This is a genomic window from Brevibacillus invocatus (genome assembly GCF_003710915.1).
In the GTDB taxonomy this organism is placed as follows: domain Bacteria; phylum Bacillota; class Bacilli; order Brevibacillales; family Brevibacillaceae; genus Brevibacillus; species Brevibacillus invocatus.
The window spans coordinates 68,947-93,905 of sequence record NZ_RHHR01000034.1 but is presented as its reverse complement, the minus strand read 5'-3'; the positions used below and the strand labels follow the sequence as shown (position 1 = coordinate 93,905).

33 protein-coding genes and 1 pseudogene are annotated in these 24,959 nt (G+C 51.3%); 3 read left to right on the top strand and 31 right to left on the bottom strand.

The genetic code is table 11. The features are described from left to right. Positions 1-4 precede the first annotated feature (4 nt). From tsaB to EDM52_RS17560, 4 genes are all read right to left on the bottom strand, one after another. Entirely contained in the window at positions 5-727 is a 723-nt protein-coding gene (tsaB, locus tag EDM52_RS17575) for a tRNA (adenosine(37)-N6)-threonylcarbamoyltransferase complex dimerization subunit type 1 TsaB (RefSeq protein ID WP_122910250.1), read from the bottom strand. Next, positions 727-1,188, bottom strand: a complete 462-nt coding sequence (gene tsaE / locus EDM52_RS17570; RefSeq protein WP_122910249.1) for a tRNA (adenosine(37)-N6)-threonylcarbamoyltransferase complex ATPase subunit type 1 TsaE — start codon at positions 1,186-1,188, stop codon at positions 727-729. The genes tsaB and tsaE overlap by 1 nt, the downstream gene beginning before the upstream one ends. Continuing rightward, positions 1,185-2,204, bottom strand: a complete 1,020-nt coding sequence (gene thiL / locus EDM52_RS17565) for a thiamine-phosphate kinase (RefSeq protein ID WP_122910248.1) — start codon at positions 2,202-2,204, stop codon at positions 1,185-1,187. Before thiL ends, tsaE begins: the two co-directional genes overlap by 4 nt. A gap of 117 nt (positions 2,205-2,321) precedes the next feature. Beyond that, positions 2,322-2,774, bottom strand: coding sequence for a SprT family protein (locus tag EDM52_RS17560; RefSeq protein WP_122910247.1), 453 nt, complete (start codon positions 2,772-2,774; stop codon positions 2,322-2,324). 106 nt (positions 2,775-2,880) lie between these two features. On the opposite strand from EDM52_RS17560, the gene EDM52_RS17555 reads away from it, so the two are divergent. Both EDM52_RS17555 and cmpA read left to right on the top strand, forming a co-directional pair. Continuing rightward, positions 2,881-3,213 carry a hydrolase/acyltransferase gene (locus EDM52_RS17555; RefSeq protein WP_122910246.1) on the top strand — a complete coding sequence of 111 codons (333 nt, stop codon included), beginning with the start codon at positions 2,881-2,883 and terminating at the stop codon, positions 3,211-3,213. 83 nt (positions 3,214-3,296) lie between these two features. Then, positions 3,297-3,419: a cortex morphogenetic protein CmpA gene (gene cmpA / locus EDM52_RS17550; RefSeq protein ID WP_122910245.1), complete on the top strand. Its 123-nt coding sequence runs from the start codon at positions 3,297-3,299 to the stop codon at positions 3,417-3,419. A 23-nt stretch (positions 3,420-3,442) separates the two neighbouring features. Here the strand turns inward: cmpA and EDM52_RS17545 are convergent, their stop codons facing one another. The 26 genes and pseudogenes from EDM52_RS17545 to EDM52_RS17425 all read right to left on the bottom strand — a co-directional run bounded on the left by EDM52_RS17545 (position 3,443) and on the right by EDM52_RS17425 (position 23,983). Beyond that, positions 3,443-5,605 carry a Tex family protein gene (locus EDM52_RS17545; RefSeq protein WP_122910244.1) on the bottom strand — a complete coding sequence of 721 codons (2,163 nt, stop codon included), beginning with the start codon at positions 5,603-5,605 and terminating at the stop codon, positions 3,443-3,445. A gap of 193 nt (positions 5,606-5,798) precedes the next feature. After that, complete coding sequence (gene sigB, locus EDM52_RS17540; RefSeq protein ID WP_122910243.1) at positions 5,799-6,602, bottom strand: RNA polymerase sigma factor SigB; 804 nt, start codon at positions 6,600-6,602, stop codon at positions 5,799-5,801. Next, positions 6,571-7,065, bottom strand: coding sequence for an anti-sigma B factor RsbW (gene rsbW / locus EDM52_RS17535; protein WP_122910242.1), 495 nt, complete (start codon positions 7,063-7,065; stop codon positions 6,571-6,573). The genes sigB and rsbW overlap by 32 nt, the downstream gene beginning before the upstream one ends. Beyond that, positions 7,065-7,385, bottom strand: coding sequence for an STAS domain-containing protein (locus EDM52_RS17530; protein ID WP_122910241.1), 321 nt, complete (start codon positions 7,383-7,385; stop codon positions 7,065-7,067). Before EDM52_RS17530 ends, rsbW begins: the two co-directional genes overlap by 1 nt. Before the next feature lie 23 nt (positions 7,386-7,408). Then, a complete protein-coding gene (locus tag EDM52_RS17525) occupies positions 7,409-8,407 on the bottom strand; it encodes a PP2C family protein-serine/threonine phosphatase (RefSeq protein WP_122910240.1) in 999 nt (332 codons plus the stop codon). Between the two features lie 23 nt (positions 8,408-8,430). Further along, positions 8,431-8,838 (bottom strand): anti-sigma regulatory factor, encoded by a 408-nt coding sequence (locus EDM52_RS17520; protein WP_412850236.1) that lies wholly within the window; start codon positions 8,836-8,838, stop codon positions 8,431-8,433. A gap of 243 nt (positions 8,839-9,081) precedes the next feature. Continuing rightward, positions 9,082-9,432 carry a type II toxin-antitoxin system PemK/MazF family toxin gene (locus tag EDM52_RS17515; RefSeq protein ID WP_023556675.1) on the bottom strand — a complete coding sequence of 117 codons (351 nt, stop codon included), beginning with the start codon at positions 9,430-9,432 and terminating at the stop codon, positions 9,082-9,084. Positions 9,433-9,435: 3 nt separating this feature from the next. Then, complete coding sequence (locus EDM52_RS17510; RefSeq protein ID WP_122910239.1) at positions 9,436-9,735, bottom strand: CopG family ribbon-helix-helix protein; 300 nt, start codon at positions 9,733-9,735, stop codon at positions 9,436-9,438. A 238-nt stretch (positions 9,736-9,973) separates the two neighbouring features. Next, a complete protein-coding gene (alr, locus tag EDM52_RS17505) occupies positions 9,974-11,146 on the bottom strand; it encodes an alanine racemase (RefSeq protein WP_122910238.1) in 1,173 nt (390 codons plus the stop codon). 2 nt (positions 11,147-11,148) lie between these two features. Beyond that, a complete protein-coding gene (locus tag EDM52_RS17500) occupies positions 11,149-11,589 on the bottom strand; it encodes a hypothetical protein (RefSeq protein ID WP_122910237.1) in 441 nt (146 codons plus the stop codon). Between the two features lie 161 nt (positions 11,590-11,750). Next, a complete protein-coding gene (locus EDM52_RS25230; RefSeq protein WP_245997055.1) occupies positions 11,751-11,948 on the bottom strand; it encodes an adenine deaminase C-terminal domain-containing protein in 198 nt (65 codons plus the stop codon). A gap of 43 nt (positions 11,949-11,991) precedes the next feature. Then, a pseudogene (locus EDM52_RS25225) lies at positions 11,992-12,213 on the bottom strand (amidohydrolase family protein); the annotation flags it as partial. Next, on the bottom strand, positions 12,201-12,398 hold the full coding sequence (locus EDM52_RS17490; protein ID WP_148038774.1) for a hypothetical protein: 198 nt from the start codon (positions 12,396-12,398) through the stop codon (positions 12,201-12,203). The gene EDM52_RS17490 and the pseudogene EDM52_RS25225, both read right to left, overlap by 13 nt. A gap of 162 nt (positions 12,399-12,560) precedes the next feature. Then, positions 12,561-13,064, bottom strand: coding sequence for a hypothetical protein (locus EDM52_RS17485; RefSeq protein WP_122910235.1), 504 nt, complete (start codon positions 13,062-13,064; stop codon positions 12,561-12,563). Between the two features lie 174 nt (positions 13,065-13,238). Further along, positions 13,239-14,279 carry an outer membrane lipoprotein-sorting protein gene (locus EDM52_RS17480; RefSeq protein ID WP_122910234.1) on the bottom strand — a complete coding sequence of 347 codons (1,041 nt, stop codon included), beginning with the start codon at positions 14,277-14,279 and terminating at the stop codon, positions 13,239-13,241. 236 nt (positions 14,280-14,515) lie between these two features. Further along, positions 14,516-14,902 carry a holo-ACP synthase gene (gene acpS, locus EDM52_RS17475; protein ID WP_122910233.1) on the bottom strand — a complete coding sequence of 129 codons (387 nt, stop codon included), beginning with the start codon at positions 14,900-14,902 and terminating at the stop codon, positions 14,516-14,518. 162 nt (positions 14,903-15,064) lie between these two features. Next, positions 15,065-15,877, bottom strand: coding sequence for a metallophosphoesterase (locus tag EDM52_RS17470; protein WP_122910232.1), 813 nt, complete (start codon positions 15,875-15,877; stop codon positions 15,065-15,067). Further along, positions 15,874-16,854 (bottom strand): ABC transporter ATP-binding protein, encoded by a 981-nt coding sequence (locus tag EDM52_RS17465; protein WP_122910231.1) that lies wholly within the window; start codon positions 16,852-16,854, stop codon positions 15,874-15,876. Before EDM52_RS17465 ends, EDM52_RS17470 begins: the two co-directional genes overlap by 4 nt. Continuing rightward, positions 16,851-17,834, bottom strand: a complete 984-nt coding sequence (locus tag EDM52_RS17460; protein WP_122910230.1) for an ABC transporter ATP-binding protein — start codon at positions 17,832-17,834, stop codon at positions 16,851-16,853. Before EDM52_RS17460 ends, EDM52_RS17465 begins: the two co-directional genes overlap by 4 nt. Positions 17,835-17,846: 12 nt before the next feature. Continuing rightward, positions 17,847-18,665 carry an ABC transporter permease gene (locus tag EDM52_RS17455; RefSeq protein WP_122910229.1) on the bottom strand — a complete coding sequence of 273 codons (819 nt, stop codon included), beginning with the start codon at positions 18,663-18,665 and terminating at the stop codon, positions 17,847-17,849. 5 nt (positions 18,666-18,670) lie between these two features. After that, entirely contained in the window at positions 18,671-19,615 is a 945-nt protein-coding gene (locus EDM52_RS17450; protein WP_122910228.1) for an ABC transporter permease, read from the bottom strand. A 15-nt stretch (positions 19,616-19,630) separates the two neighbouring features. Continuing rightward, the gene (locus EDM52_RS17445) at positions 19,631-21,223 is read right to left on the bottom strand and encodes an ABC transporter substrate-binding protein (protein ID WP_122910227.1); all 1,593 of its coding nucleotides are present in this window, start codon (positions 21,221-21,223) and stop codon (positions 19,631-19,633) included. A gap of 21 nt (positions 21,224-21,244) precedes the next feature. After that, on the bottom strand, positions 21,245-22,003 hold the full coding sequence (locus EDM52_RS17440; protein WP_245997050.1) for an MBL fold metallo-hydrolase: 759 nt from the start codon (positions 22,001-22,003) through the stop codon (positions 21,245-21,247). Next, the gene (locus EDM52_RS17435; RefSeq protein WP_122910226.1) at positions 22,000-22,842 is read right to left on the bottom strand and encodes a MurR/RpiR family transcriptional regulator; all 843 of its coding nucleotides are present in this window, start codon (positions 22,840-22,842) and stop codon (positions 22,000-22,002) included. Before EDM52_RS17435 ends, EDM52_RS17440 begins: the two co-directional genes overlap by 4 nt. 15 nt (positions 22,843-22,857) lie before the next feature. Then, positions 22,858-23,571, bottom strand: a complete 714-nt coding sequence (locus EDM52_RS17430; RefSeq protein WP_122910225.1) for an HAD family hydrolase — start codon at positions 23,569-23,571, stop codon at positions 22,858-22,860. A gap of 238 nt (positions 23,572-23,809) precedes the next feature. After that, the gene (locus tag EDM52_RS17425) at positions 23,810-23,983 is read right to left on the bottom strand and encodes a gamma-type small acid-soluble spore protein (protein ID WP_122910224.1); all 174 of its coding nucleotides are present in this window, start codon (positions 23,981-23,983) and stop codon (positions 23,810-23,812) included. A 210-nt stretch (positions 23,984-24,193) separates the two neighbouring features. Between EDM52_RS17425 and EDM52_RS17420 the strand changes: the two genes are divergently transcribed. After that, positions 24,194-24,445 carry a glutaredoxin family protein gene (locus tag EDM52_RS17420; RefSeq protein WP_057134162.1) on the top strand — a complete coding sequence of 84 codons (252 nt, stop codon included), beginning with the start codon at positions 24,194-24,196 and terminating at the stop codon, positions 24,443-24,445. A gap of 16 nt (positions 24,446-24,461) precedes the next feature. Here the strand turns inward: EDM52_RS17420 and EDM52_RS17415 are convergent, their stop codons facing one another. After that, the gene (locus tag EDM52_RS17415; protein WP_122910223.1) at positions 24,462-24,797 is read right to left on the bottom strand and encodes an ArsR/SmtB family transcription factor; all 336 of its coding nucleotides are present in this window, start codon (positions 24,795-24,797) and stop codon (positions 24,462-24,464) included. Positions 24,798-24,959: the final 162 nt, after the last annotated feature.

The window sequence follows — 24,959 nt, the reverse complement described above, 5'->3', positions numbered from 1 at the left end:
ATGATTACTCCTTTACCGAACCCTCCTGCTTTTGGGCCATCCATTTCGCTTCTGCTTCCGCCAACTGGAGATATTCTGGGACCAGCTCATGCACATTGCCGCTCTCCTGCAGCTGGCGCATGGCCAGGTAGCCGATGTGGGCTGCCCGAGGATGGTTAAACGCAGGAGTAGCAAAGCGTGCCTGCTCCCCCAATACCTGCTCGATCGTCTGACGATGCATGCGCACGTCCTCTCCGAGAAAGAGTATCGGCTCCCCAGAAGCCTGATCTCGCAGGAGGGGCAGCCACTCTTGCAGCAGAATGATTCTTTCCTTCTCGTGCACATGGGCCACCTGCATATCCTGCGCCTTAAAGCAGCCCGAGTAAACCTGCCCTCTGCGTGCATCAAACAAGGGCACAATCAATCCCGGAAAGCCCAGCGCATTCATGGCAATCGTCTGCAGGCTGGAGACGCCTATGATCGGCAAGCCGAGTGACCAGGCGATGCTTTTGGCCGAAGCAACCCCGATGCGTACCCCGGTATACGAACCAGGTCCGTTCGCTACCCCAATCCCGCTCAATTCCTCCGGTGACGTATTCGTAGCGTCGAGCAGCTCGCTTACACAATCCATCATGTGAACAGAGTGGTTTTTCTGCTGATTGGTCGTCATCTCGGCCAGGACCCGTTCTTCCTCCACTACGGCTACACTTAATACCAGATTGGATGTATCAATCGCCAGTACGCGCATCAAAAATCAAACTCCTCACACAATCTCACGTAGCGCTCTCCCTGCGGCACCATCTCGACTAAGCGCTGCTCGTCGCTGATCCTGCGCAGGTAAATCGTCAAACGCTCCGGCGGCAAGACATCCTCGATCAAGGATGCCCATTCCACCACACATATTCCTTCACCAAAAAAATAGTCATCCAGGCCTAGCGAATCCACATCATCCCCGACCCGGTAGACATCCATATGGTACAACGGCAAGCTCCCCTGATACTCTTTTATGATGGTAAAGGTCGGACTGTTCACCACACTCCGCACTCCCAATCCTCGTGCCAGCCCTTGGGTAAACGTCGTTTTGCCTGCACCTAGATCGCCCTCCAGCGCCAACAGGTCTGCGGGCTGCAGGAAGACGGCCAGACGCTCGGCAAAACGCTGTGTCTCTTCCACTCCTGTGAGTGTCCACTGGTACGCCACTGCCGTCATCTCCTCTCTCCATCCACATGTCCAAAGTGGTTGAAGCCCGCTTTAGGCAGCACTTTTCGCTGGCCCTCACGCGCAATCACCACAGCTGTTCCTTGTGCTTCTACTCGTCCGATCACCGTAAACGGTATATATTGCTCTGCAAATCGGCCTGAGAGATCAGCCAAACTGTCTGCCTCAATGGTTCCAACCAGCTGGTAGTCTTCTCCGCCATACAGCGCCCAATCCAACGGATCCTTGCCGCGCTGCCGGGCATAGGTTCGAGCTGCTTCCAATATCGGGATGTGATCCACCTCGACGACAATCCTCACGTCGCTGGCCTCGGCAATTTCCCACAGCTCCGATGCCAAGCCATCGCTCACATCGTTCAAGGCCCCGCACGCTTCAGAAGCTTGCAGCAATCTGCCCGCATTGATTTGGGCAGCCGGTCGTTGATGGGCAGCGATCAGCTCCTGCCCACCAGCTTCACCTTCCTGGCGTTCTTGGTTCAGCAGCAAGTCAAGACCAGCAGCAGAACTGCCGACATGCCCGGTCACAAAAACGAGCTGTCCCGCTGAAGCCTGGGAACGACGAATAGCGCGTCCCTTTTCCACCTCTCCAAGCACCGTCACAGACAGGTGCAGCGAGACTGGCGAGGAGACCGTATCCCCTCCGATGACACGCACTCCGTACTGTTCACACGCTTCGTAGATCCCATCGTAGATTTGCTCGTACTCGGCTTTTGTCCAGTTCGGGGATACCGCAATACTGATCAGTGCGTACCGAGCAATGCCCCCCATGGCTGCGATATCGCTGATATTGCTGATGACCGCCTTGTAGCCGATATCAGCAGGCTTCATCGTCTCCTTCAGAAAATGCACAGTCTCTGTCATTGCATCGCAACAAGCCACGACTTCCATCTCATGCGCCGGGGTAAAGACGGCAGCATCATCCCCGATCCCGACAGTAAGGCCGTCACCTTCTTGTCCGTTCGAACGGCTCGTCCATTGCCGGATCAAGGAAAATTCATCTTGTGCCACCCGAAACGCTCCTTTGCTGCATAGTTAGTCCATTATACCGTTGCCGTCGGAAGGGACGCAAGAAAGCCGCTCTGCACAAGTGCCAGCTTAGTTCTGCTGCTGGGCATTGGCCGGATTCTACTCACGCAGGATCAGCTTTCCCGTGCATCGTCCGCAGCGGTAGCGTGCAGGATTCATCTTCCTTTTGCGCCTGTAGCTCATTTGGCATGACGTGCAGATGAGCTCGTAGCGATAAGGAAGCTGTGTTCGCCCTCCGCCCACCTGTTGACAATAACGGCTCCCTCCGACCTTTTTCAGCAGCTCCTGAAAGTCACGATCCGCGTGACGATACCCGCGCTTTGCCAGATGAAGATGATAGTGGCACAGCTCATGCTTGATAATTCCCACCAGTTCCTCTTCTCCGTGCTCTTCCAGATGGCGTGGATTCAATTCAATATTGTGCGTCCGCAGCAGGTAGCGTCCACCTGTCGTCCGCAATCTGCTGTTGAAGCGAGCTTGGTGGTGAAATGCCACGCCAAAATAGCGGTTGGAGATCTCCTCCACCAGTATTTGCAGCTCCTGATCGGTCATGTCTCGTCCCTGCCTTCCTTTCCTCCACGATAGCAGTTCCTGTTGAAATGTGCCAGAAGGATAGGCTACACTTGGTGGGAGAAAAACGTTGAATGTGGAGGAGCTTATGCGTTATTTGCTGCTACAAGATGAATCCGGGCTGCAATTCGTCGCCATGCCCGAATCGCATATGTATCAACTCATCGCTTTGTTGAAAAGACTGGACAAGGAGATCGGCAAGCTGACCATCCCGGATCGGCCAAAGCTGCCTGATGTCCTTGCAGAATGTTCTGACCTGGAAATTCTGGACACCGCGCATCGCGTCACAGAAGGGTTGGACTACGTCAGCCAATTGGAACAACGCTTTGCGGCTTTGAAAGAAAGTGAATATCCGCTGATTTCCCTTTTGACTGAAATCCGTGCCCTACAGGCTCAGTTGGAGTATTTGAATGAAGAATAAGCCTGGCCATGAAATAATAGGTACCTCCTGTTCGTCTACGTGCATACAATGCCAATAGACGAATAACACCAGGAGGTACCTTCATGCCACAATGGATGCGCAAGCAGTTGCAACGTGCCTTCATCGGGAAGGATGTTCGCCAGATTCGCTTGCTGAACAGCTGTTGGTTCTTATACTGGGAAAAACATGGTGGACGTCCCCAATGACAGGACGCCACCTTTTTTATTTCCTATTCAGCCACTGGCGAGATCATCGTCAGACCTACTCGCTGCCGCTTTTCATCAATATCCTCAACCCACACGTCCACGATATCCCCTACCGTTACCACGTCGAGCGGGTGCTTGACGAAGCCTTTTCTCAGGCGGGAAATGTGTACGAGCCCATCATTTTTCAACCCGATATCCACGAATGCACCGAAGTCCACTACATTGCGCACGGTTCCTTGCAGCTTCATTCCTGCGCTCAGGTCTGCCAGCTGGAGAACATCACTGCGCAAAAGCGGCTTGGGCAGCTCGTCGCGCGGGTCGCGTCCAGGACGCAGCAGGCTCTCCACGATGTCCTTGAGCGTCGGCTCCCCAATGCCCAGCTTCTCTGCCGTCTCAGCTAGCTGAAGCGACTGCAACCGCTCCCGGCACATCTCACTGCCGATCTCCTCAGCCGCTATATCCATCATCGCCAACAGCTTGTGTGTAGCATCATAGGATTCCGGGTGGATCGGCGTCTTGTCCAAAGGATTGCTGCCGTCGGCGATCCGCAAGAAGCCGATGCATTGCTCAAACGTCTTGGCGCCTAAGCGCGGCACGTCCTTCAGCTGGGAGCGAGCTGTAAACTTGCCAACTTCGTCCCGTTTTTTGACGATGTTGCCAGCCACCTGACGGCTGATGCCGGAGACGTACTGAAGCAGCGACGGAGATGCCGTATTCACGTCTACTCCCACGTGGTTTACTGCGGATTCCACGACAAATTGCAGGCTGTCCGCCAGTCGGGCTTGAGAGACGTCATGCTGGTACTGTCCGACCCCTACGGATTTGGGATCGATTTTTACCAGCTCTGCCAAAGGATCTTGCAGGCGTCGTGCAATCGAGGCTGCGCTTCGTTCGGCGACATCCAGATCAGGGAATTCTTCCTTCGCCAGCTCCGATGCGGAATAGACGGATGCACCTGCTTCGTTGACGATCAGGTAGTGGATGTCCTGCTTCAATTCCTTCAGTACGTTGGCAACGAACTGCTCTGTCTCGCGTGAAGCGGTTCCGTTGCCGATCGCAATCAGCGTGACGCCGTACGTCGAAATCAATTGTTTTACCTTGGCTGATGCCTCTGCGACCTTATTGGCAGGTGGTGTAGGGTACACCACTGCTACCTCCAGCAGCTTGCCTGTCTCGCCTACGACTGCCAGCTTGCACCCGGTGCGATATGCGGGATCGACGCCAAGCACGACCTTGCCTTTGACTGGCGGCTGCAGCAGCAGATTGCGCAGATTTTCCGAAAAAATGTGAATCGCTTGCTCTTCTGCTGCTTCGGTAAGCTCCGAGCGCACCTCCCGTTCGATGGATGGTGCAATCAGGCGTTTATAAGCATCCTCTACCGTTTGCTGCAAAAGGGGGCGAACGACCGTCTCATGACGGATGACGCGTCTCTCCACCCAAGCCACGATTTCGGCAACAGGCGCTTCTACCGCCACTTTCAAAATGCCTTCGCTCTCTCCGCGATTGATCGCCAGGACGCGATGCGGCACTACTTTTTTCACAGGCTCACTATACGCATAATACATTTGATAAACATTTTTCTCATCCGCTTCTTCCGCTTTCTGCTCTGAGAGCAGGAGGCCTTTTTGAAGCGTTTGCTTCCGAATCCACTGGCGAATATCCGGGTCGTCCGCGAGCTGCTCAGCCACGATGTCCTTCGCCCCCTGCAGTGCCTCCTCCACGGACTGGACACCTTTCTCAGGATTGATATACCGGGCCGCTTCCTGCTCGGGATCTCCTGCTTTCGGCAGTGTCAACAAATACTCGGCTAACGGCTCCAGGCCCTTTTCCTTGGCCATTGTCGCACGTGTGCGGCGCTTTTGTTTGTAGGGCCGATACAGATCCTCGACTTCCTGGAGCTTTACCGCTCGTTCGATCGCCATCTTCAGTTCATCAGTCAGCTTTCCTTGTTCCTCGATCAGGCGTAAGACCTCTTCTTTGCGCACAGACAGGTTGCGCAAATAGCGAAGCCGTTCTTCAATCGCACGAATCTGCGTTTCATCTAATTGTCCCGTCATCTCCTTGCGGTAACGGGCAATAAAAGGAACCGTATTCCCCTCGTCCAGCAAAGCAATGGTGCGCTCTGCCTGATGAGGTTTGACACCCGTATCCTGGGCGATTGTCTGGATCAGTAACGTTAGCTCCATACATTCCTCCTGCACGTGTACTATAGCCGATATTGTATCATACTTGATCTTTTCGCTAATTAGAAAACTTGGCTACGCCAAGCTTTTGGCGGAGCCTTAGTTGCACTTATACTATCTTCCGCTAATCTTTTTAGCGCTTTAGCGCACTTAAACTTTCCGATAGTAAAAAATAAAAAGGTGTCCATTGACACCCTTACCTGGTTTTACGCGATATGGATTCCGATTGCTGATCTATTTTTAACGTTTCCCGCAGCTTGGCCAGTGCCCTTCGCTGCAGTCTCGAAACATGCATCTGGGACATGCCCAATAAATCCCCGGCCTGCTTCTGACTCAAATTTTGATAGAAGGTTAACTGAATGATTTCCCTCTCACGCGGTTCCAGCACATACAAGGCATGGTCGATTGTCAAATGTTCATCCACCCGGTTGTAGCCTTCTTCATTTTCTCCGACCAGATCGAAAAGCGAAATCGTGTTGCCATCGCTGTCTGCTTCCAGCTCGCTATCCATCGAAAGCGCGTGATAGCTGCGTCCCATCTCCAGCGTTTCCAGAATGTCTTCCTCTGACACGCCCAGACATCGGGCAATATCGGCGATCTGCGGGGAGCGCTGCAGCTGTATGGTCAATTCGTCGACTACCCGCTTGATTTTGGGGCTGAGCTCCTTCACTCTTCGCGGAACATGTACACTCCAGGTCTTGTCCCGAATGAAGCGCTTGATCTCCCCGACAATGGTCGGAATCGCGTAGCTCTCAAAGTTTCTCTCGAAAGCTGCGTCATACCTGCGAAACGAAGAAAGCAAGCCAATCATCCCAACCTGCACCAGGTCTTCATACATGATCTGGCCACGCACGAATTTCTTGGCGAGCATCTCGACCATAGGCGTGTACGCTTCTACCAGCTGCTCCTGCAAGCTCGCTTCACCTGTCTCTTGGTACTGCATGAGGAGCTCCTTGCATTCCTCTCGGCTATATCTGGTTCTTCGAGATTGTCCGGTCATCGCCAGCCACCCCATCTCGCCGCAGATACTTCGTCATGGAGACCGACACGCCCGCATCTGTATGAAAGACAACCTCATCCATCAACGCATGAATCAGATACAAGCCCAATCCCCCCTCTACGAGATCCTCCTGATCGATCCCAGAGTAGAGTGGTGTCGCTTGTTTCTTTGCCGATTCAACGGAAAATCCTTTCCCCTGATCCGCTACTTCGATCACAAGCCGATCCTCATAAACCCGACATTCCAAATGAAGGGAATTCGTTCCGTCTTCCTGTTCGTATGCATGCTCTACAGCATTCGTGCACGCTTCACCTACTGCCAGCTTGATATCTTCTATATCTTCATAGGAAAATCCCATGCGATTGGCTACTCCCGACACCAAAAGACGGGCTACTCCCAGGTACTCCACCCGATTGGGCAACGTAAGCTGGATCACGTCTGCAGAAGGGTTGTTTGGATCCATTACTTGTCCTCTCCTTTGCGGATGGCAATGAATTCGTAAAAACCGGTGATGCGAAACAGCCTTTCCACACGCGAAGACATGTTTTGTACATAGAAGGGACAGCCTGCCTTTTTGGACGCCTTCATGACCGCCACGAAAACACCAATTCCTGTACTGTCCATGTACTCGACTGCTTCCAGATCGACGGCAAGAGTCATTCCCGGCTCAATGAGAGACATGAGCGTCTCTTTTACTTTGGGTCCCGTGTAGGCATCAATTTCCCCACCCAGGACGACACAATGCTCTGTCTCATGATTGATTGTCTGGATAGTCAGCTCCATCCCAAATTCCTCCTATATGGTCCTCAGATCCTTTTCAATACGATCATCGTGTAATCATCCCGTTGTTCAAACTGTGTGAGCATCAGGAGCCTGCGATAAATCTGATCCACCATGTTCTGTGAAGGAAGATGCACCTCATGCTGTAGATTGGAAATCAGCTCTTCCCTTGTCATGTACGAGCGGCCCAGCTTGCATTCCGTTACGCCATCCGTCAACAGGATCAATAGATCGCCAATCTGCAGGTGAACCTCTTGCTCCTTGTACTGACTGTTCCCATCAATCCCCAGAGCGACTCCACTGCCTGCCAGATCGTAAAAGCGTCCTTCCTGCGCCCGGTACAAAAATCCTGGCTCATGACCGGCTACAGCATAGCGAAAGACATGAGATTGGGTATCGTAGCAACCAAACAGCATCGTCACAAACATACTGGCATCAATATTACGTTCCACGACCCTATTCAGGTGACGCAGCATTTGATCCGGCCCCAGCCTGATCTCGCCCAAGCTGTCCACGGCGTACTTCAGCATGGACATACACATGGCTGCTGGAATGCCTTTCCCGGTAATATCGCCAATCGTCAGACTAAACTGGTGCTCATCCACATACATGAAATCGTAGTAATCGCCTGAAATCTCATGCGCTGCAATGCTGATTGCCCCGATCTCCACACTGGGATATGTTGGCATATTTTGCGGCAACAGTGCTTGCTGCATGGCGGACGCAACCGCCACTTCCGATTGCAATTGCGCATGCTTGCTTCGCCAGCTGTTCAGGGAACGCTGCGCGTTGCCGTATTCAATCATTACTTCTGTCAAAATGCGAAAGGAAGCCCGAACAAACTCGGGTACATCCCCCAGCTTCTCCAAAGCTCTACCATGCAGATCAACCATTTCCTCTGGCGAAATATCTCTTCGCAGCAGAAACTTACCCAGCTTTTGAGCGCCGTACAGCTCGTCCTCTTCTTGGCTGTCCAAATAATCCCTGAGGATTTGAACATATTCCGCTTCCAACCCCCGGGTCATACCTTTTTGCCACCTTCCCTAGCTTACTCGCGCCATTTGATCACTACGACACGCGTTCCTTTTCCCAGTGTGCTCTCCATCTGGAAATCATCCATCATTCGCCTGACGCCAGGCAGACCTGCACCCAAAGCTCCTGACGTGGTGAACCCGTCCTCCAGCGCTTTTCGAAGATCGGCAATGCCTGGACCTTCATCTAAAGCAGTAATTTTCAGTCCGGTTTTTTCGTCGTTTTCAACGGTTTCTATTGTGATTGTTCCGGTACCGGCATACAAGTAAATATTGCGAGCCAGCTCCGAGATCGAGGTTGCGATCCGAGATTGCATGATCGTCCCAAACCCTAGCTGTCTCGACATGTTTCGCCCTACTTGTCTGGCCGTCACAATATCTGTCTCTTTCTCAATCGGGATCGTTTCCGAATTAGACGCTGCCACAATCACAAACCCCTTCCGCTGCTTCCATATTCCTTTCGTGATACGCGGAATGATTAGCAAATCATGTCACTTTTTGTCTAATATTCACTATCCAAAATGATTCGCTATTTACGGATTTTTTCCTGCACCGTGGTGAACAAAACCTGTATGCTGACTTGCACATCTCTACCTTTGAGACACGACAAAAAACCACCTGGCGTACACCCATCCAAGTGGTTTTTTACACGCGCGACTGATATATCCTTAAAAATCAATAAGCCCCAAACTGATTTGCAGGGATTCATTGACACGATCCATCATCTCATCATCAAGATGGGTAATCTTGTCGGTCAGTCGTTGTTTGTCAATGGTTCGAATTTGTTCCAACAGAATGACGGAGTCACGATCAAATCCATATAATTTTGCGTCAATCTCAACATGTGTTGGCAATTTCGCCTTTTGAATCTGCGCCGTGATGGCGGCGACGATGACCGTCGGACTGAAACGATTTCCAATGTCGTTCTGAATGACTAAAACAGGCCGTACGCCTCCTTGCTCAGAGCCAACGACCGGTGACAGGTCCGCGAAAAACACATCGCCACGTTTGACAATCACTGGTCACACCCCGCTAACTAAGCGGACAAGAGTATGGTCAGCCTCTTCTTCAGCGCCAAATGCCTCCGATGCCATTTTTAGATTGATCTTCGCCATTTCCATGTACCCTTTTTGCATCGTTTCACGGATTGTGCGTTTTTTGCGCTCCTTTAAGTACAGGTGCATCGCCTGGCGAATAAACTCGCTGCGATTGGAATTTTCTTTCTCAATGACCCCATCCACTTCCTGGAGCAAGTGATGCGGCAAACTGATCATGATGCGTTTCGTGTTAGACTTCGACAAGACAACTCCACCTCCAACCATGACCGTAACTTCCATCCGCTATACTTGTTAGATACTGACTATTGCCAGTATGAACAATACCATTATGTCGAAACCATTGCAAAAATATACCTCTTCAAGCTCGCTTTAAGCAAAATTCTGTTATACGGTTTGACGCTTAGCTATAATTCGCGTTTTGCAGGTAAAATCCTGCCGCTTTATGTTAGACACTTTTTCCCATTTTTCGAAAACGTATCGACGTTATGCCCGAAAAAACGTGTTACTTTGTGAGCAGATGATGCACAGTGCACTCTTTTCCCGCGCGATAATAGACCTTGGGAATGCGGAAATTGAGCAAGCATGGCACTTCATAGTTGATCGTACCAGTGAGCGCGGCTATTTCGTCCAAGGATATCTCTTCATCGCCTTGTCTTCCGTACAATACGATCTCGTCTCCTACTTGGGCGGACTCATTCGGGATCTTCACCATGATTTGGTCCATGCAGACTCTTCCGACAATCGGAGCCCGTTCACCGTTAAACAGAACGGCACCTCGATTGGACAAAAGTCGCGAATAACCGTCTGCATACCCAATCGGCAGCGTCGCGATCTGCTCATGCGGCTGTGCTGTGTAGGTCGCCCCATAGCTGACGGTAAATGGTTCATCCGCCACTTTCACATGTGCTATTTTTGTTTTCAATGAAAGAGCAGGTACCAACGGAACATCTGCACGTTCTTTCATGTACGGTGAAGGATACAATCCGTATAAACCTATGCCCAATCGGATCGTATCATACCCCCATTCCGGATGTGCAATAGCGGCAGCCGTATTGCAGCAGTGTACCTTCGGCAATTTCTTGCCCGCTGCACGCAAGGCTTGTATGAAGGATTGAAACGTTTCGTACTGTCGTCGCACATGCGTTTGATCAGGTTCGTCTGCGCATGCAAAGTGAGTAAACAACCCAGACCAAACCAGCTTGGAGCTATTTTCGAGCGCTGACACAACACGCAGCAGCTCTTCTTCACTGCGCACGCCGAGCCGGCCCATCCCCGTATCGGTCTTTACATGAATACCGACAGGTCCAAGTTCATCTCGCTGCAAGGCTTGTTCTGCTTCCAAAATCCATGCTTCACTGTAGGCGGTCAGCTCTACCTTCAGCTTGCTGGCTATTGCGACTGAATCAACCGGCGTGTAGCCCAATACCAAAATCGGCGCCTCAATTCCTGCTTCCCGCAGGACAATAGCCTCGTCGAGCAGCGCCACTCCAAGCGAATCCGCCCCAGCGTCCAGCGCTTCCTTGCCCACATGAACCGATCCGTGACCGTATCCATCTGCTTTGACTACAGCCATGATGCCAGTCTGTGCAGGCAAATGCCCCCTGAACGTCTCGACATTGGCGCGAATAGCATCCAAATCTACCTCAACCCAAGTGTCACGACAAAACGGTTTCATCCTTATCGCCTCTTGTTCCCTTTTTGATAATAAAATAATCGCTCGTTCAAATGAGTAAGGAATTGACGAGATACCATGAGCGATTCCCTTTTTCCACTCACTCGATAGAGATGCCGCCCTTCATAAATCTGCTCCACCTCATTAAGTGGAACGCTTTTTTCCTGGCCTGACATCGAGATTATCAAGTGTGTTTTTGTCAGCTTGTACACCGGTCGGAGTATGGCTTTGTACAAAAACGGTGATAGCCCCACGACGGCAATGGCAATCGCAAAGGCGAGCACCTTAAACGCTGTGGCATCACTAGGAAAAAACTGTGCCAGGATCATCATCCCAAACACGAAAGCCACTGTTTCCATGATACGCATTTTCATGCTTTTGCGCAGGAGCATATCCTTGTATGTAGATTCCTCCTGATACAAAACATCTGACACCGGTTTTTTCATGAAACGTATGCCACCCCATTATTCGAAGACTGGACCACGCCAAGCCTTTTGGCGGAGCCTTAAATGTCCTTATACCTTCATCTATGATCGAGCTTGTGAAAGACCGACTTTTACGAAAGGTTATAAGTTATCTTGAATGTATCGCTTTTGCACGTCATGTGTCAATGAACGGAATCCGATTGTTCATTCTCCACTGCGATATGGGCAAAACGACGTACATCAAACAAGCCTTGATCTGTGAGCTTTAATGCAGGAATGACGGGCAGTGCCAAAAAAGACAAGGTAAGGAACGGCTGAAAGTGAGTCGGGGCTTCAAGCACTCGCAAAGCCTGCTCCAATTTTTGCAGACTGGCGCACACTTCACCGGCAGTCAGATCGGCAATTAATCCTGCAATCGGAGAAGGCAATGTAGCCAGGGGCTATAGCTCCACGATTGGCCAAACGAAAACATTCCGCTGCATTGAGTGAAGCCATCGCGATAGCCGTAGGTGCAGGAATGCCCGCCTGAATCGCCCTGCGCACATGACAGGCAATGCTGCCCTCCAGCATCAGCTCATCCAGATGCTTGTCATCCGTTACGAAAAGACATCTGCGCGCATTGCGCTCTGTCACTACGGGAAGCAGAGCTCCGTCTCACCTTCATAATCTCCGATTCCTGCGATGACCCCGTCGACGATCGCGACGTCACCTGTAAATGTTTCTCCATTAAATACATCAATGATCGTGCCATTCTTGATCACGACATCGGCCTTTGCCCTGCCTGCCGACACGGCAATTCGTTTGCGCAAATTCTCAGTTGTATATTTCACAGCTGTGCTCACCTCTTCCTCTCATTCACGTACCGTACTTCCCTACCTTCATACATCTCCCCCAACTATGCATGATTCTTTCAGAAAGGTCCACAGGTGGTAGACAGGGGACGTGAAGAAAAAGGGATCTCGGAAGCTAGTTTGCTCCGAGATCCCTGTTGACTACGCGGTTGGATTGTCTTGAACGCTATCTTTTTGCTTGCCGGGGAAAGCTCCCTTTTCGAATGTGCCCTCTACCATCTTGGAGGCACGTTCTTTACTCTCTGCCAGCTTCTGGTCAGCTTGCTCCTGCGTCAGCTTGCCTGCTTTGACTGCTTCAGCCAGTTTGTCTGCTTGTTGCTCCAGAAGCAGATCTACTACTTCCTGCTTGTCTACACCCTGTTCTTCCGCTACCTCAGCCAGCGATTTGCCCGCTTTTAGCGCTTCCTGCAGCTCTTCTGCATCCAGATTCAGCAGGGCGAGCAGGTCGGCGTTTTCTTTTACCGCAAATCCGCCTCCAAATCCATAATGTCCCATCTTTCCTATACCAAAGCCTTGTTTACCTTCTACTGTATAATTGATTTTTGCTTGATCCGCATCCGCTGCATAGGCGCTTCCCAGCACACCCAGGCTAAGCACCGCTGCCATAGATCCGAACAGCATTCCCATTTTCGCTTTGCTCAACATATTCTCTCATCCTTTCACTTCAGGTTATGTACCTCCTTGGTACAAGACCTAGTGTAGCTGAGCATTTTTAGATTCGCGTTTGAGAATGATGGAAATCTGAAGGGAAAACAGCGGAATCGATGTGGGAATTGCAAAATGAAAAAAGGACGGCATATACCGTCCCCTCTCCCATTCTTATTTTCCGCCTACTCCATAGGTGGATTGCGCTACTTTCACCATTTCTTCTTCAGGCAAATCTCCTGTAAGTGTAAACTCCACGCCATCCAGCTCCCAAGTCAGATATCTCTGACTGTCGACTGTCTGGGTCAAGACACCAATCGTGAAGCCAAGGTCAACAGGCATTCCCTGTTCGTAAGAGACGGTGGCAGCTGTAGGTCGGGCTTCAATCAGCCTGTAGTTGTAAGCTCCCTTGTACATGAGAACCACTGTGCGCTCACCATCGCGTGTCACAGGCTCGATGTCTCCTTGCTGTACACCATCTGGCACATAAGTCGGAACAATCACGCCAAACTGGCTGGAAGGCTGCTCCTGTGTAGCCCCACCGCCAACCTGCCCCATCGTCGGTACAGATGGCAGAGAACTGGTGCTCATGTTGTGATCCTTGTCAAAAGCATTGTTCTCAAACGACGGATTGAACACAAATTCGGTAAAATCGATTTTCACCAATGGATTCATGCTGGAATCCATGATTTCTGCGTGTGTCGGTTTGAAATCTTCTGTCAGCCAAATCTTTTGTTTGGTCAGCGAGCGATTCCCGCTGTAATTGGCCTTGACTTCAAACACATACTGCTTGTCATCCATTTGCATTTGACGATCCGTATCATCGATGATGCTGCGTGCCAGCGTCTCATAGAGGTAAAGGGGGCCGTTATTTTCCGGCCAACCGCTCTGGAAGCGAAAACTCTTGTTCAGATGTGGTGTGAGAACGAAAACCCCTTCGTCATTTCGCAGGATGATCTGGGTGATGCCACGCTGCTTGGAGGTAAGTGCCACTCGGTAATTGGTCGGTTTTTCGTACCAAACCTGGACATCGTACTCCATCGGGGTGGAACCGGTTTGCATGGTCAACACTGCCTGTGACTTGTAGCCTTGCATTTTGTCCAGCGTACCACTCAAGTCACCCACCACATCTTCTGGTGTCTTTTGACCAAAGCAGCCGCCGAGCAGCAGAGTGAAGACCATCAATAACACCAGTGGAAAAGCTGCTCGTTTCATAGAATGAATTCCTCCTTGTCAAATTATTCGACAAAGAAGGGCACCCCTGTCTATTTCCTGGGAAATCTGTCAGCCCCCCGCGACAAAGACGAACATCGTGTCTGCTTTTTTTCTACATATTGGGACGCGATATCGCTTCAATCGGCAAAAGACTTACTCTGAACCAGAGCAGGTAGTCCCTCCTGATCTACGCGATATAAATGTATGTCCATCCTCGTCCCGTTATGCAGACAAGTTTACAGTTCTTCTACAAGTACCTGTGCCATCGCCTGATACGTACTGTGTGAAATGCTCAGGTGAACGCGCATGTGTGATGGATCCAGGCCAAGCCTGCGAAAGACCTCCGGATCGATCTTCAATTCCGGCTTCCCCCATTCATTGGGCAGCACTTCCATATCCAGAAAACCAATCATTGATCCAATCCCCGTCCCCAAGGCTTTGGAGGCTGCCTCCTTGGCTGCAAATCTACCAGCGACGAATTCAATCTGTCGCCCCTCTGATTTCCCTTCCAGCAGACTCCGCTCCTGAATAGTTAAAATACGATCCAGTGCACGTGACTGTCGCTTCATCAACGCGGCAATCCGTTCGATTTCTACGAGATCTATTCCAATTCCGACAATCATGCTTCAAACGCCCCTTGCTTGTTTCAGCCTTCTGATGAAACCGTATCACTCTCTCTTCATTCTTGACAAGCAAAACGAAAAAAACGACATCTCAAGACTTCTCGTTTTTCGGAGCCTGTCGCGATCAGCTCGAATGTCGATACAGTCAACCGCAAAGATGCCTTAAAGCTGAATGATTTGCAGACATTCACGAAGCTCTGCCGCAACAGATGTATTCCGCCATTCCTTTCGGTAGCCGAGGCAGGCGCAGATCATTTCTGTCCCCTGTTCGACATGTCTCTTGCGGTAATGAACATGGCCCATGATGCCATAGCGCACACCGTATTTTCTGTACAGCTCAGCGTAGTCTACGCTTCCCAAAAAGGCGTTGAAATACGACCACTGCGGGTGTGGCATCGGCACCTTGAAATAAGGATGCGCCAGCATGTGCGTCACCATGATGACGGGCCTGTCGCGGTATTGTGCCAATTCTTGTTCCATGCGCTCGTAAAAATACCCGTGAATATCGCCGTTGCTCATGCCCCACCGCACATAGATGCTATCCTGCCAGGTTCTGTCCATCGCATGCATCTGTTCAAACTGCTCAAACGTATATCCCGGCTCGCCCATCGAGTAATCGTACCAGCCCGAATTGCCGACGACCGCCCATCCATTGTCGAGCGTGTACGGTCTTTCGCTCAAACAGCCTGTATACGATTGAAATTTCCGATAGATTTCCCACGTGTCCGCAATCCCGTTGTCCTTACTCCAATAATCGTGATTGCCTGGCACGAATAAGACAGGAATGCCGGATTGCTCCTGGAGCATTTCGAGAACCTCCAGGCTTCGGTGAACATCGTTGGAAATGTCTCCTGCAATGATCAAGCCATCCAGTTTGCTCTGGACGGCTTGTTCCAGCAAGGCCTCCTCTACAAGCGGTTCACCGGGTAGCTCATTGAGATCGACATGCAAATCCGAGATGATTCCTAGTTTCATGAAGGAAAGTCCCCCTCCTCGAATAAATGACAGCTGACTTCATGACGTGGAGCTACCTTCTGCAAACCTGGCCGCTCCTGGCTGCATCTGTCCACGGCAAGCGGACACCTCGGATGAAAGGCGCATCCGTCAGGCGGGTGGATCGGATTGGGAACGTCACCTTTCAGCAGTACCCTTTCCCTCGTCCCCTTTACATCGGGAATTGCTGAGAACAGCGCCTTCGTATACGGATGCAGTGGTCCGACTGCTGATGTACTGACATCAAAAATTTCAACCAGCTTCCCTAGGTACATGACGCCTACCCGATCACTGAGATACTGTACGACATTCAGATCGTGGGAGATGAACAGATAGGTCAACCGAAGCTTATCACGCAGCTCCTTTAGCAGATTTAAAATCTGTGATTGCACCGACACGTCCAATGCTGATACCGCCTCGTCAATGACGATGAACTTCGGCTTCAGGACAAGTGCCGCAGCAATGCCTACGCGCTGCTTCTGCCCGCCGCTTAATTCATGGGGATACCGCTTCAGGTAATCCGCACCGAGTCCGACCTGCTCCAGTGTCTTGAGCACGATTTCCCTTCTCTTGGCCCTGTCTGCGACACCGTGAATCACAAGCGGTTCCTCCAGCAGCCAGCCAATCGTCTTCTTTGGATTTAGTGAAGACGACGGGTCCTGGAATACGATTTGCAGCTCCCGCCTGAGCGCCTTCATTTCGTTTGCAGGCAATGCGTTGATTTGCCGGTCTCGGTAATAGATGCCACCATGCGTTTCCTTCACCAGCTGCACGATCATCTGACCTGTCGTGGACTTGCCGCAGCCACTTTCGCCAACGAGTCCAAATATCTCGCCCTCTGCGATATCGAACGAGATCCCATCAACCGCCCGTACGGCATTCCGCTTTTCCAGCAGCTTCGTTTTGGGGAGGTAATAATGTTTCGTCAGCTCTTCTACCCGGATTAGTGGTTCGCTCATCCGCACAGTCTCCCTTCCACATAAAGATGACAGCGCACCCGATGACCATCCATGCCTGTATCCAGCTCGGGCGTGATCGTATGGCAAATGCCGAAAGCTCTCGGACAGCGACCTGCGAATGGACAGCCTCCTCCCCGCTCCGTAAGCGGTGGAACTCGTCCCGGGATCGTGTAGAGCGCTTGCCCTCTCTTTTCCACACTCGGCAGCGCCTGCAGCAAAGCAGCCGTATACGGGTGCTTCGGATTTTCCAAAATATCCTGAACGGGAGCGTCCTCCACGATAAATCCCGCATACATCACGATGACTCGTTCACACACCTCGCGAATAACGCCCAAATCATGAGAGATGAACAGCATCGCCGTTCCTGTAGACCGATTCATCTCTCGGAGCAAGGCCAGAATTTGTGCCTGGATCGTAACGTCAAGCGCCGTCGTCGGCTCGTCTGCGATCAGTAGCTTGGGCTGGCAAATCAAGGCCATCGCGATCATCATTCGCTGCATCATGCCGCCGGAGAGTCGATGCGGATATTCCCCGTAAAGCTGTTCGATCCGGGATAGTCCGACTTTTGCCATCATCTCCAAAGCCATTTGCTTTGCTTCTTTCCGCGTGACGGCTAGATGGGTCAAGGCCATTTCTGCAATTTGCTTTCCTACCGGCATGAGCGGATTGAGCGCCGTCATGGGATCCTGGAAGATCATCGCGACTTGCCTGCCTCTGGTGGAATGCCATTCTTCCCTCAACCCGGCCGACAGTGTTTTTCCTGCCAAGCTGATCTGTCCCCGCGTAATCGCAGCCGACTCTGGCAAAAGACCCATGACAGACAAGGAAGTAAGACTTTTCCCGCAGCCAGATTCTCCGACGATGCCAACCCTTTCCTTTTCCCTGACCTCAAAGCTCAGTTGCCGCAACGCCGGATATTGCTTCCCTCCGATTGTAAACGCCACATCCAGTTCATCGATCGCGAGCAGCGTGTTTGCCATTGTGCGTCCCTCCTAGCGCTTTTTGTCAAAGCCGTCTCTAATCCCGTCGCCAAGCAGATTGAATCCGAGAACCATCGCCGTGATGACTGCCCCTGTAATAAACACGTACCACGGCGCGTTGATAATAAAGGGTTGTGCTTCGCTCAGCATGCGGCCCCAGCTAGGATCGGGAGGCTGAACGCCCAATCCCAGATAGCTCAAACCTGCCTCGGCCAGAATCGAGCCGGAAAACCGCATGGTGGAGGCCACGATAAGCGGTGATGCCATATTGGGCAGAATATGCCGGGAAATAATGCGCAGCGAGCTCGCACCTCTAGCTTTCGCCGCCTTTACGAAAGCGAACTCCTTGTACTGAATGAAGCCGCTGCGGGCAATTCTTGCAAACGCCGGAATGCTCATGATTCCAAGCGCGACGATCGTATTGCCGAACCCCGGACCGAATACGGAAACAAGCATGATCGCCAGCAGGATGCCGGGAAACGCCAGCATCGCGTCGATGATCCGCATCAACATTTCGTCCATCCACCCTCCCCAATAACCAGCGATGGCACCGATCAAAAGTCCAATGACCAAGCCGATGGCGACAGATGCGGTTCCGATCACAAAGGACGTCTGTGACCCCTCCATAATCCTGCTGAAAATGTCCCTCCCGAAATTATCCGTTCCAAACCAATGGGAGGCTTGTGGTGGCGCTAGGCGCATTGCCGTATTCATGTCGTTGGGACCGTACGGGGTATAGAACAGACTTGTCACCATCAGTCCCAGGAGTAAAACAAGCAAGCAACCGCCGATCATGAACGGCTTATTGCGGACTAGCTGATTCCATCTCATCACGTTCACCTTTTCAATCGAATTCGCGGATCAATCACCTTGTACAGGATGTCGACGACAAAGTTGATCAAAACCACAATAATCGCAATGTAAAGCACAAGGGTTTGCAGCAGGGGCAGATCACGCGTACCAATCGAAGTAATCAGCAGATTGCCCAGCCCCGGAAGAGCAAAAACATTTTCTACGACAATGCTGCCTCCCAGCGTGTCTGCGATCAGCAAGCCGACAATCGTCAGTACCGGAATCAGGGAGTTGCGCAAAATATGGCGGTACATGATGCTCTTTTCTCGCAAGCCTTTGCTTCTGGCCGTTCGCACGTAGTCCATGCGAAACTGGTCCAGCAGGGTGTTGCGCAAATACCGAATCACGACCGCGATGCCTGGAATCGCAAGGGCAAGCGAAGGCAGAAACATCGATTTGAATGCCCCCACCGGGTCTTCGCTCCATGGAACATAGCCGTAAGTGGGAAACAGCTTGAAGGTGACCGAGAACACTAGGATCAAAATAAATCCCAGCCAAAAAGAAGGGACCGCCAGCCCGAGCTGCGTGAAGACAGACAACAGCATGGAGGAGAGCTGGCCATCCTTTCGCGCGATGTAGATGCCGAGGGGCAGACCGATCAACAAGGTCAACCCCACGGACATCACAGAAAGGGACAGGGTAACCGGCAATCGTTCGGCCACGATGTCCGCCACCGGACGCTGATAGCGGAGCGAAGTACCGAAATCTCCGGTCACCGTGTCCGTGACCCATGACGCATAACGCTCTGCAGCTGGTCGTTCCAGCCCCATGGTCTTGCGCAATTCAACGAGCTGATGCGGGTCTGCGTCCACGCCGAGCACGATCTCGGCAGGGTCACCCGGCAGGATTTGAAAGACGAGAAACGTAATGACCGAGACGAGCAAGACAGTGGAAAGGAAAGTAGCCAGCTTCCGGATGTAAAATCTCACTTCGGCACCCCTCGTTTACTTCTTGGAAAAGTACATCGCGGCGAAATCGTATTTTTGCACCGGATACATGGTGAAGCCGTGCAAATTCTCCTTCAGCGCAACGGAGCGGCTAGGGTCCATAATGTAAACAGCGGCTGCCTGCTCGGTGAGGACGGTCTGTGCTTGCTTGTACATATCAGCTCGTTTGGTCACGTCAATTTCAGTTCGCGCGCGATTGACAATGTCATCGAACTCGGCGTTGCTGAACTTGAAGAAGTTTTTGCCATAGGTCGTCTCGTATCTGCCCAGGACTTCATGCGGATCGAGCTTGCCTGTCAGACCGACGATGGTCGCTTCATACTTGGCGTTGTTGTATACGTCTTCTAGCCAGCTGCTCCACTCGATCTGCTTGATTTGAGCGTCAATCCCTACCGCTTTCAGCTGCTCGGCAATGACCTGTGCCGTATCGACGTGAAAGGCGTAGTTGGAAGGAACCGTAATCGTCAGCTTAAAGCCGTTTTCGTAGCCAGCCTCCTTGAGCAGCGCCTTCGCTTTTTGGACATCTGGCTGATAGCGATTCTCCAATCCTTCCTGGTAGTACATTTTCATGGCCGGGCTCATATTGGACCCCAGCTTTGCCCCGTTGCCCTCTGCGACTGTCTGGATAATCACATCTTTGTCGATCGCATGGTTGATCGCCTGACGCACTCTGACATCATCCAGCGGCTTTTCTGTATTGTTCAACGCCATCAACTGAACCATATTCTGCGGACCGGAGACGATTTGGAATCCCGTTCCCAACTGCAGCGCGCCTTGCGCGGAAATGCCCGGAATCATGTCAATATCGCCGGATTGCAGAGCCAGCACGGAAGAATTCGTATCCGGCATGATTTTGAACTCTACCCGATCCAGCGCAGGCTTCCGCTCCTGATCGTAGAACTGATCGTTTTTCTCCAGAACAAGCTGCTGGCCAGGCGCGTACGAGACGAACTGGAACGGACCTGCACCGATCGGCTTTTCACTCTGCTTTTCATAATCTTTCGGCACAATAGCCACGATGTTGGCAGCCAGGAACGCTGCGTCCTTTGCCTTGAGCTTGACCACAACCGTGGAGTCATCCGGTGTTTCAATCTTTTCGATCACAGCAAACTTCGAAGAAAGCGGCTCCTTGCCGTTTAAGCCCGACAGCTTTGCATACGAATACGCAACGTCTTCTGCAGTCAAATCCGAGCCATCGTGGAATTTGATCCCTTTCCGAATGTTGAAGGTATAGGTCAATCCATCCTCGGAGATCTGATACGATTCTGCCACGGCCGGAACCAGCTCACTGTTCTCTCCTGCCTCAAACAACCCGTCGAATACGTTGTCCATCATCGAGCTGGTGTCTGTCGCAGCAGACAGATACGGATCAAGATTATCCGGCTCCGTCGACATCGCGACTCGTACAGTCCCTCCCTCCACTCTCTCCATAGAGCTGCTGTCTTTCGCCGGTGAGTTGCCATTTGTTGTTTGCGCAGTGCCTGACGCTGCCGGAGCAGGGGAAGCGCTGCTGCCACAGCCGGAAATGACCATCGACAATACCGCCAGTGTAGAGAAGCCTGTTACGAACGTTTTCCTGATTTTCAACATGGGAAAAACCCCTTTCCAGGTTTACATCGTGATTTTCATGTCGCCATAAGCCAAATGGATTTGTCCGTCATACTGCCGTGCTGCTTCCTCAGCTAATTGCTGCAGGTCGCCATAATGAGGAAAATGTGTCAGCACCAATTGCCTGACCCCAGCCAAAGCAGCAATTTCCCCCGCTTCTCCAGCCGTCAAGTGGCCGCCCATCTTTCCTTTCTGCCAATCGTAAAAGCTGCTCTCAATCAACAGCACATCGGCATTGCGAGTGAAATCGATCAATGATTGGTAATAGCCGGTATCGCCAGAATACACAAGCGTCTTCCCGTCCTCAGAAGACAGTCGTACCGCGCAGCAGGGTACGTCGTGAACATTCTCGGAAAATGTGAGCGTCACCGTGCCGATCACCAGTGGCACGCCAAGGCGGATCGGATGTACACACACGTACTGAGGGAAGCAAAATGGCAAGCTGTCCGGCTCCGCACCATACACATACACATCAAGCGGCTTCGTCCGTTTTCCGATTTGCGTAAGAATCAGAATCGCAAATTCCAGGCTGTACACATCCGCGATATGATCGGCGTGCGTGTGGGTAATGATGACGGCGTCCAGCTCTTCGAGTGAGCAGTGATTTTGCAGACGAGACAGCACACCGCTGCCGCAATCCAGCAAAATCTTACTCCCGCCGCATTCGACCAGGTATCCTGAGGTCGCTTCATTCTTTTCGGGGTAAGCCCCCCAACAACCGATGACTGTCGCTTTCATCCAACGTTCCTTTCCCGGCTTCATTTCCACTCGAAATGATCCTGAAATTCCTTGAACATCATTTCCATCTTCTCAATATTGCGTTGCACACGCGCTTTCTCCAGATACGAGATTTCGTTAATGATCGCACTGGCCACTGACAAGGAAGCCGTATACGAATCCAAAAATCCGGTCGATTTACCAGAAGCCAGCAGCGTCAGATTCGCGAGCTTCGCGAATGGTGACAGCTCAGAATCCGTAAGTGCAATGACCCTCGCTCCCTCTTCCTTGGCGAGTGCAGCCACCTTTAGCGTCCGGGAGCAATACCGCGGAAAGCCACAGGCAAACACCGTATCATTCGGCTTTATGTAGGTCGCGTATTCCGCAACACCTCCTTGCGGGATCAATTCGCAGTTGCCCAGCATGTACTTCAGGACAAAGCTCAGGTACGATGTGACCGACAAGCCCATCCGCCATCCTACAACCCAGATGCGATCCGCTTCCAGCAGCATGTGAGCAGCTTGATGGATGTGCAGCTTGTTTGAACGCGCCATCGTCTCATGCAGGTTATCGATCTCTTGCTGAAAATGCTTCTCCAGCCAGGAATCCTCCTGATGGCTCGTAGACAGCATGAAATTTCTCACAGCTCGCTGATCCTTCAGTACAAATTGCCGCAGGTCCTGAAGCATAGCGGAGAAGCTGGCATAGGAAAGGGCTTGTGCCAGGCGATGGACCGTCGCTTCGCTAACCCCTGAATGGCTGGCGATCTTGTGCGCCGACTGCATGACAGCATCCTGCATGTTGGTTTGAATATAATGAGCGGCTTTTTTCTGGCCGGCGCTCAAAGAGTCAAAATGCTCCTGAATTCTTTCTACAAACGTCATTGCAAATCTCTCCTGTTAATTGACCTCACGCCGCTGCTGCGGATGACCGAGGTAGTCTGCCACGTCTTGAATGCCGCGAATAACCGGCTGATACGTCAATTCTTCTACACCGCAATTTCCATATGGATTAATGAGCAGGCAGTGCATGCCGACCTTCTGGCAGCCAATTACATCGTCGTAGTAGTTGTCCCCGATATACAGCGATTGATTGGATGTCACGTTTCCTTTTTCCATCGCCAGCCGGAAGATGCCCGGATCAGGCTTTTCCAGCCCTACTTCCGAGGAGATGACGATTTCATCCAGAACCTCGTCCAGCCCGTTTTTTTTCAGCACCTGCCTGGCCGTTTGATCCCAGTTGGAAATCAAGCCGAGCTGATAGCCGAGATTTTTCAGCCCCTGCAGCGTCTCTTTTGCCCCTTCGTAAGCTGTCCACTGCAACGGGTATTCGCTGGCCCTCTGCCGATACACCTGAACCACATCCTCGATCGGGAGAGAAAGCCGCAGCTTGTAGTTCAACGCACCGACATACCAAGGAAGAAACGCTCTGCTATCTTTGCCCAGGACACCTTGGTACTCGCGCATAAACAGCTTGTCTGTCCGATGGTAGGCAAGCGCGATTTCCTCCACACTGCGGTATACGTCAAAATCCCCCAGCACCTTCTGATAGACCTCTTCCCTGTTCATCCTTACCAGTGTGTATCCAAGATCGAACCATATAAATCGAATCATGCTGTATAACCTCTCCTTCGTAGGATTTCCTTCATATCTTTGGTTGTGATTTATTTCCTTCAAAGTCATCATAGTGAACGAGTATTAGTCCAGCATTAACCCAAATTGTTGAATTCGTAAATTTCTGTGATTGGATGTTCACAATAAAAAAGGCTGGTTGTCCAGCCATTCAAATAAAAAAGGGCTATCCCCGATTGTCTGATCATGACAATGGGACAGCCCTTCGTTTTACCCGTTTCTATTCAGTAGGTTGGCCGGATTGTTGCGCAGACTTCGCAGCAGATTGCTGGTTTTGACGGCGTACTTCCGACACGTTCGTCTCGCTCGCAAATTCAGTTGCAGCAGCGTTTTGAGCTTGCTGTTGCGCTTGTTGTTGAGCTTGTCTCATCGCTTGTTTGTTTTGCTTAGCCATTGTTCCAACTCACCTCCTCGATGTCACTGTATATAATTTGCACCATGAGCATGTGCCTTATCCTGCCCTTTTTTTTCCACAATCCCACTTGCCTTTTGCTTGGTACGGCTCATGGGCCAAGCAGGGCAAAGTGTTGGAGCTAGAGGGTTTTTATCTGAAAAAGGAGAAATACTCTTATGGAGTACGACATCAGGAAAGGAGGAAGGGAAAATGGCGCAAAACGTGATTGTGTACACGCAGACCACCTGCGGTCCTTGCCAAGAGGAGAAAATGTGGTTGACCCAACACAATATCCCCTTTGAGGACAGAGATATCCGCAAGAACGAAGCATATTTCCAGGAAGCAATCAATCTCGGAGCCAGCATGACACCCGTAACATGGATTAAAAAAGAAAACGGTGAAGAAGTTGTCATTCATGGATTCGATAAAGAACAAATAAAAAAAGCGCTGGATCTCTCGTGATCCAACGCTTTCCGACTCAGCCGAACGAGGGAGCGCTTTCGGCTGATTTTTGTTTGACGACCGTTGACATATCTGGCAAGCTCGATAAAATTTGTTTGACTTGCGGGGAGCACTCTGAGTTGACGGAGTAAAACACCCAAGGTCCTTTTCTTCGCTCTTTCACCAGTCCATGTGTCTTTAACTTTGCCAGGTGCTGGGAGACAGATGGCTGGGACGTCTGCAGAATCTCCACGAGATCACGGACACAAAGAGACTGTGCCTGCAAGAGAGCCATGATCGTCAAGCGAGTCTTGTCGCCAAGCAGCTTGTAAACCTCCGACAAAAGCAAAACCTGCATCAAATCCGCTTCCATATGAACCCACCTTTGCCTTGCGTTGCATATCTGACTCTCAGTATACTATACGCCATATTAGTAGGGGAAGATAGGTTCACGAAACTTCCATAAGAATCCATAAACCATATTGCTGTTTTCGTGGAGAAAAAATCTTGGTGCGTATGGGCAGAACGCGTATAA

What these genes read in the sequence shown, in the direction of transcription:
- tsaB (WP_122910250.1), bottom strand. Translation starts at nt 727, where the DNA reads ATGCGCGTACTGGCGATTGATACATCCAATCTGGTATTAAGTGTAGCC.
- tsaE (WP_122910249.1), bottom strand. Translation starts at nt 1,188, where the DNA reads ATGACGGCAGTGGCGTACCAGTGGACACTCACAGGAGTGGAAGAGACA.
- EDM52_RS17560 (WP_122910247.1), bottom strand. Translation starts at nt 2,774, where the DNA reads ATGACCGATCAGGAGCTGCAAATACTGGTGGAGGAGATCTCCAACCGC.
- EDM52_RS17555 (WP_122910246.1), top strand. Translation starts at nt 2,881, where the DNA reads ATGCGTTATTTGCTGCTACAAGATGAATCCGGGCTGCAATTCGTCGCC.
- cmpA (WP_122910245.1), top strand. Translation starts at nt 3,297, where the DNA reads ATGCCACAATGGATGCGCAAGCAGTTGCAACGTGCCTTCATCGGGAAG.
- EDM52_RS17545 (WP_122910244.1), bottom strand. Translation starts at nt 5,605, where the DNA reads ATGGAGCTAACGTTACTGATCCAGACAATCGCCCAGGATACGGGTGTC.
- sigB (WP_122910243.1), bottom strand. Translation starts at nt 6,602, where the DNA reads ATGACCGGACAATCTCGAAGAACCAGATATAGCCGAGAGGAATGCAAG.
- rsbW (WP_122910242.1), bottom strand. Translation starts at nt 7,065, where the DNA reads ATGGATCCAAACAACCCTTCTGCAGACGTGATCCAGCTTACGTTGCCC.
- EDM52_RS17530 (WP_122910241.1), bottom strand. Translation starts at nt 7,385, where the DNA reads ATGGAGCTGACTATCCAGACAATCAATCATGAGACAGAGCATTGTGTC.
- EDM52_RS17525 (WP_122910240.1), bottom strand. Translation starts at nt 8,407, where the DNA reads ATGACCCGGGGGTTGGAAGCGGAATATGTTCAAATCCTCAGGGATTAT.
- EDM52_RS17510 (WP_122910239.1), bottom strand. Translation starts at nt 9,735, where the DNA reads ATGGTTGGAGGTGGAGTTGTCTTGTCGAAGTCTAACACGAAACGCATC.
- alr (WP_122910238.1), bottom strand. Translation starts at nt 11,146, where the DNA reads ATGAAACCGTTTTGTCGTGACACTTGGGTTGAGGTAGATTTGGATGCT.
- EDM52_RS17500 (WP_122910237.1), bottom strand. Translation starts at nt 11,589, where the DNA reads ATGAAAAAACCGGTGTCAGATGTTTTGTATCAGGAGGAATCTACATAC.
- EDM52_RS17485 (WP_122910235.1), bottom strand. Translation starts at nt 13,064, where the DNA reads ATGTTGAGCAAAGCGAAAATGGGAATGCTGTTCGGATCTATGGCAGCG.
- EDM52_RS17480 (WP_122910234.1), bottom strand. Translation starts at nt 14,279, where the DNA reads ATGAAACGAGCAGCTTTTCCACTGGTGTTATTGATGGTCTTCACTCTG.
- acpS (WP_122910233.1), bottom strand. Translation starts at nt 14,902, where the DNA reads ATGATTGTCGGAATTGGAATAGATCTCGTAGAAATCGAACGGATTGCC.
- EDM52_RS17470 (WP_122910232.1), bottom strand. Translation starts at nt 15,877, where the DNA reads ATGAAACTAGGAATCATCTCGGATTTGCATGTCGATCTCAATGAGCTA.
- EDM52_RS17465 (WP_122910231.1), bottom strand. Translation starts at nt 16,854, where the DNA reads ATGAGCGAACCACTAATCCGGGTAGAAGAGCTGACGAAACATTATTAC.
- EDM52_RS17460 (WP_122910230.1), bottom strand. Translation starts at nt 17,834, where the DNA reads ATGGCAAACACGCTGCTCGCGATCGATGAACTGGATGTGGCGTTTACA.
- EDM52_RS17455 (WP_122910229.1), bottom strand. Translation starts at nt 18,665, where the DNA reads ATGAGATGGAATCAGCTAGTCCGCAATAAGCCGTTCATGATCGGCGGT.
- EDM52_RS17445 (WP_122910227.1), bottom strand. Translation starts at nt 21,223, where the DNA reads ATGTTGAAAATCAGGAAAACGTTCGTAACAGGCTTCTCTACACTGGCG.
- EDM52_RS17440 (WP_245997050.1), bottom strand. Translation starts at nt 22,003, where the DNA reads ATGAAGCCGGGAAAGGAACGTTGGATGAAAGCGACAGTCATCGGTTGT.
- EDM52_RS17435 (WP_122910226.1), bottom strand. Translation starts at nt 22,842, where the DNA reads ATGACGTTTGTAGAAAGAATTCAGGAGCATTTTGACTCTTTGAGCGCC.
- EDM52_RS17430 (WP_122910225.1), bottom strand. Translation starts at nt 23,571, where the DNA reads ATGATTCGATTTATATGGTTCGATCTTGGATACACACTGGTAAGGATG.
- EDM52_RS17425 (WP_122910224.1), bottom strand. Translation starts at nt 23,983, where the DNA reads ATGGCTAAGCAAAACAAACAAGCGATGAGACAAGCTCAACAACAAGCG.
- EDM52_RS17420 (WP_057134162.1), top strand. Translation starts at nt 24,194, where the DNA reads ATGGCGCAAAACGTGATTGTGTACACGCAGACCACCTGCGGTCCTTGC.
- EDM52_RS17415 (WP_122910223.1), bottom strand. Translation starts at nt 24,797, where the DNA reads ATGGAAGCGGATTTGATGCAGGTTTTGCTTTTGTCGGAGGTTTACAAG.